Here is a 4,511-nt window from a genome sequence, read left to right as displayed (position 1 = left end):
GTCGTCAGCGCGCGGGCGCGGCGCCTCCTCCAGCGGGAAGCGATCGAGCTCCGGACCGCCCTCGGCTCGACGGCCGGGCTCGTGCAGGCCGTCGCCGCCTCCGTCGTCGTGTGCCTGTGCCATGTGGCCACGTTCGCCGTGGCGGTGGCCGCGGTCGGAGCGCAGGTGCCGCCGCTGCGCATGCTCGCCCTCGGGTTCGCGGTGCTGCTCGCCGCCTCCGTCCCGGTCGGCGTCGGCGGCTGGGGACCGCGGGAGGGCTTGGCGGGCTGGGCGTTCGCGGCGGCCGGCCTCGGCGCGTCCACCGGAATCGCGGCCGCCACCCTCTTCGGCGTGCTCGCGCTGCTCTCGGTCGCGCCCGGCGCCGTCCTGCCCGCGGCGCGGTTCGCGGCGCCCGCGGCGCCTGCTGCCGCTGCCGCCGCGCCGACCGCCACCCCGGCCTCCGCCGCCGCACCCACACAGGCACCCGCACCAGCACCGGCACCCGCACCCGCACCCGCACCCGCCGTGAGGAGGCCCCTCCCGTGACCGCGCGGCCCTACGTCACCGTCAGCTGCGCCATCAGCCTCGACGGCTACCTCGACACCGCCCTCCCGCCGCGGCTGGCGCTGTCGAACCCGGAGGACTTCGATCGTGTGGACGAGGTGCGCGCCCACCACGACGTGATCCTGGTCGGCGCCCGCACCGTCCGGCTCGACAACCCGCGGCTGCTGGTGCGCAGCGACGCGCGCCGGCAGCGCCGGGCGGCCTCCGGCCGAGGACTCTCGCCCTGGAAGGCCACGGTCACGGCGACGGGCGACCTCGACCCGGCCGCCGCCTTCTTCACCCAGGGCGACACGACCAAGCTCGTGTACTGCCCGCGCGGCGCCGCCGACCGCCTCCGCACCCGGCTCGACGGGCGCGCCACCGTCGTGCCGCTCGGCGAGGAGGTGCGGATGGCCGACCTCCTCACCGACCTCGGCGAGCGCGGTCTGCAGCGCCTGCTGGTGGAGGGCGGCGGCCGCACGCTGACGCAGTTCCTGTGCGACGACCTCGTCGATGAGCTGCAGGTCGCGGTCGCGCCGCTGTTCGTCGGCGACCGGCGAGCGCCGCGCTTCGTGGGCGAGGGTGCGTTCCCCTGGAGCGGCGAGCGCCGCGCCGTGCTGGCCGAGACGAGGGCGATCGGGGACGTCGTGCTGCTGAGGTACGCGCTGTCCGACCGGTTCGAGCCGGGCGGGATGCCGGGAGCCGGGTCGTGAGCACCGGGCCGCGCCTCCATCCCGTCCGCACGGCGGTCGCGACCGTGCTCGCCGTCGCGGTCCTCGCCACGGTCGCCCTCGCGCCCGGCCTCATCGGCTCCGGCTCGGCGCTCGCCCTGCTGCGCATCCCGTTGGAGGCCGTGCTCGCGCTGGTCGTGCTGACCCTCCTGCCGCCGGGATGGTGGCGGCGCGTGGGCGCGGCGCTCGCGGCTCTCCTGCTGGTCGCGACCGCGGTGAGCGCCGCCCTCGACCGCGTCTTCACCCTGACGGTCGGACGCCCCTTCGACGTCGTGACCGGCTGGCCCGAGCTGGTCGACGGCTACGGCGTCGTGCAGGACTCGACGGGACCGGCGGGAGCGCTCGCGCTGCTGATCCTCGTGGGCGTGGTCGCCGTCGGAGCGCTGGTCGCCGTGACGGCCTCCCTCCTCCACCTCGGCCGGCGCCTGCGCCCGCACCGCCGTGCCGCCCTGATCGGCGCCTCCGCCGTGACGGCCGGCTGGCTCGTGCTCGCGCTCGTCGGCGTGCAGCTGGTGCCCGGCGAGCCCGTCGCCGCGGCGGACTCCGTGACGACCGCCGCCGCCAGGACGCGCCAGGTGGAGACGGCGGCGCACGACGCCGCGGCACTGAACCGGGCCGTGGCCGACGACCCGTTCGCGCGGGTGCCCGCCGACGACCTCCTGACCGGTCTGCGTGGCAAGGACGTCGTCGTCGCGTTCGTCGAGAGCTACGGCCGCGTCGCCGTGCAGGGGTCGACCTTCTCCGACGGCGTCGACGCCGTGCTGCGGAAGGGCGAGGCCGACCTCGCGGCGCACGGGTACGCCGAGCGCAGCGCCTTCCTCACCTCCCCCACGTTCGGCGGGGTGAGCTGGCTGGCCCACTCCACCCTCCAGTCCGGGCTGTGGGTCGACTCGCCGCGCGCCTACGACCAGGTCACCGCGAGCGACCGGCTCACCCTCAGCGCCGCCTTCCGCAAGGCCGGCTGGCGGACGGTCAGCGACGTCCCCTCCGACACGCGGCACTGGCCGGTGGGGTCGTCGTTCTACCACTACGACGAGCAGCTGAACGGGAAGAACGTCGGCTATCGCGGACCGCGGTTCAGCTACGCCCGGGTGCCCGACCAGTACACGCTGGCGTACTTCCGGCAGCACGAGCTCGCGAAGCCGCACCGGCCCGTGATGGCCGAGATCGACCTCGTCTCGTCGCACACCCCGTGGACCCCGCTGCCGAGCCTCGTGCCGTGGGACGCCATCGGCGACGGCTCCCGCTACGCCGGCCAGTACGCCGAGGGCCTCTCGCCGCAGGTCGTCTGGCAGGACCCGGAGCACGTGCGACAGCTCTACGGCGAGTCGATCCAGTACTCGCTCGGGTCGCTCTTCTCGTTCCTGACCACCTTCGACGACCCGAACCTCGTGCTGGTCGTGCTGGGCGACCACCAGCCGGCGACCATCGTGAGCGGCGAGGGCGCCGGCCACGACGTCCCGGTCAGCATCATCGCGAAGGACCCCGCGGTGCTCGACCGGGTCTCCTCGTGGGGATGGGAGAGCGGGATGCTGCCCTCCCCCTCCGCGCCGGTGTGGCGGATGGACGCGTTCCGCGACCGGTTCCTCACCGCGTTCGGCGCGGGAGCGGGCGGGTCGGGAGGTTCGGCGTCACGATGAACCGACAGCGTCCCTCCTTCGTGTTCTCCCTGTGGCCCCCTCCCGTCGGGGCCCCGATCGGAAGCGGGTGACCCCATGACCGAACAACGCCAGGGCATGCTCTGGACCCTGCGCATCCTGAGCGCGCTCCTCCTCGCCGCGACCGGCGGCATCCACCTGTACCTGCTCTTCGTGGGGGTGGGCGGGCTGCTGGGCGTGCTGTTCGTGCTGAACGGCATCGCCGGCATCGTGCTCGCCGTGGGCATGCTCGTGACGCGCGGCACGCTGCTGCGGATCACGACCGTGCTCGGCCTCCTCTTCCTGCTCGCGACCCTGGGCTCCCTGCTGCTGGCGCTGACCGTCGGCCTCTTCGGCATCCGCGAGGTGTGGAGCTTCACCCTCGTGCCCGAGACCGTGATCGTCGAGTCGATCGGCATCGTCGTGCTGGCGATCACGACCGCGGCGGTGCTGCGGCGGCGACGGGAGGTGGCGGTGGCGTGAGGCGGTATCGGCCGCACCCCACCCTCCCCTAGGGTGCTGCCATGACCGCGCGCATCGCCAACGTCTCGTTCCACGCCGAAGACCCGACCGCGCTGGCCCGCTTCTGGGCGGCCGTCATGGGCTACCCGGTGGGCAGCTCGTGGGACGCGGAGGACGTCGAGGAGCTGAAGGCCGCCGGCCTGACCGACGAGGACCTCGCCGACCGCGCCGAGGCCTGGGACGGCGACCCGGCGCACCAGCGCTTCTTCTTCTCCCGCTACCGCCACGGCAAGCGGGGCCGCAACCGCATGCACCTCGACATCACCCCCTTCGCCGACCGCCGCGCCACCCGCGAGGAGCTGGAGACCGAACGCGACCGCCTCATCGCCCTGGGCGCCACCGAGGAGAAGACGCTCCTCGGCATGTGGGGCCCCTACGAGGAGTTCGTGATCATGATGCGCGACCCGGAGGGGAACGAGTTCTGTCTGCAGTAGCCCCGCCCGGCTAGCATCGTCGGAGGTCGCGAAGGGGGAATCGCCGATGTTCGCAGTAGCCGATCCGTTCAGCGGGCTCGCACTCACCGTGGTGATCACGGGTGTGATCCTGTATGCGCTCTATTGGGTGGTCCGCCGTGGCGTCGCCGCGGGCATCCGGGACGCGCGGGGCGACGGCGACACGCCGGGCGATGCGGTGTCGCCATCCGGCGACGGCGCGTGAGCGGTCCCGGCGGTCTTCGGTCCCGGTAGCGTCGGTCCGTGGGATTCGTCTGGCTGCCGTTCGCCGCGCTGGCCCTGTTCGCAGCGGGGGTCATCGCCCGCATCGAGGTCCTCCGGCGCCGAGCGATACGGATTCCCCACGACAGCATCGTGACGGCCAAACGGCACGTCCCGGCGGGAAGGGCGTGGATGCCGATGGCGGGCCGCGGCGGTGTCACGAACCACTTCATCGACGTCCCGGAGTCGTACGTGCTCGTCATGGGCGACGGCCACGAGGAGCGGGAGTTCGTCGTCGGCCGCGACAGTTACGAGCGCCACGAGGTGGGCGACCGCTTCGACGGCGACGCCGGCTAGCCCCAGAGCCCCAGACCTGTCTCTTATACACATCTAAAAAAAAAGGGGGGGGGGGGGGGGGGGGGGGGGGGGGGGGGGGGGGGGGGGGG

The 4,511-nt window shown here is 73.9% G+C and carries 7 protein-coding genes; all 7 read left to right on the top strand.

What is annotated here, in order from left to right:
* Positions 1-525: lysylphosphatidylglycerol synthase domain-containing protein (locus ACR9ZG_RS18180; RefSeq protein ID WP_481286250.1), on the top strand; the 525-nt coding region annotated here is incomplete at its 5' end.
* Complete coding sequence (locus ACR9ZG_RS18175) at positions 522-1,235, top strand: RibD family protein (protein ID WP_481286249.1); 714 nt, start codon at positions 522-524, stop codon at positions 1,233-1,235. The genes ACR9ZG_RS18180 and ACR9ZG_RS18175, both read left to right, overlap by 4 nt.
* Entirely contained in the window at positions 1,232-2,893 is a 1,662-nt protein-coding gene (locus ACR9ZG_RS18170; RefSeq protein ID WP_481286248.1) for an alkaline phosphatase family protein, read from the top strand. Before ACR9ZG_RS18175 ends, ACR9ZG_RS18170 begins: the two co-directional genes overlap by 4 nt.
* A gap of 75 nt (positions 2,894-2,968) precedes the next feature.
* Positions 2,969-3,373 carry a hypothetical protein gene (locus ACR9ZG_RS18165; protein WP_481286247.1) on the top strand — a complete coding sequence of 135 codons (405 nt, stop codon included), beginning with the start codon at positions 2,969-2,971 and terminating at the stop codon, positions 3,371-3,373.
* A gap of 41 nt (positions 3,374-3,414) precedes the next feature.
* Positions 3,415-3,846 carry a VOC family protein gene (locus ACR9ZG_RS18160; protein ID WP_481286246.1) on the top strand — a complete coding sequence of 144 codons (432 nt, stop codon included), beginning with the start codon at positions 3,415-3,417 and terminating at the stop codon, positions 3,844-3,846.
* Between the two features lie 46 nt (positions 3,847-3,892).
* Complete coding sequence (locus ACR9ZG_RS18155; RefSeq protein ID WP_481286245.1) at positions 3,893-4,069, top strand: hypothetical protein; 177 nt, start codon at positions 3,893-3,895, stop codon at positions 4,067-4,069.
* 38 nt (positions 4,070-4,107) lie between these two features.
* Positions 4,108-4,422 (top strand): hypothetical protein, encoded by a 315-nt coding sequence (locus tag ACR9ZG_RS18150; protein ID WP_481286244.1) that lies wholly within the window; start codon positions 4,108-4,110, stop codon positions 4,420-4,422.
* The last annotated feature ends 89 nt before the right edge of the window (positions 4,423-4,511 follow it).

Source organism: Leifsonia sp. KNZ12-8B, from assembly GCF_056755495.1.
This window is presented reverse-complemented; position numbering and strand designations above follow the sequence as displayed.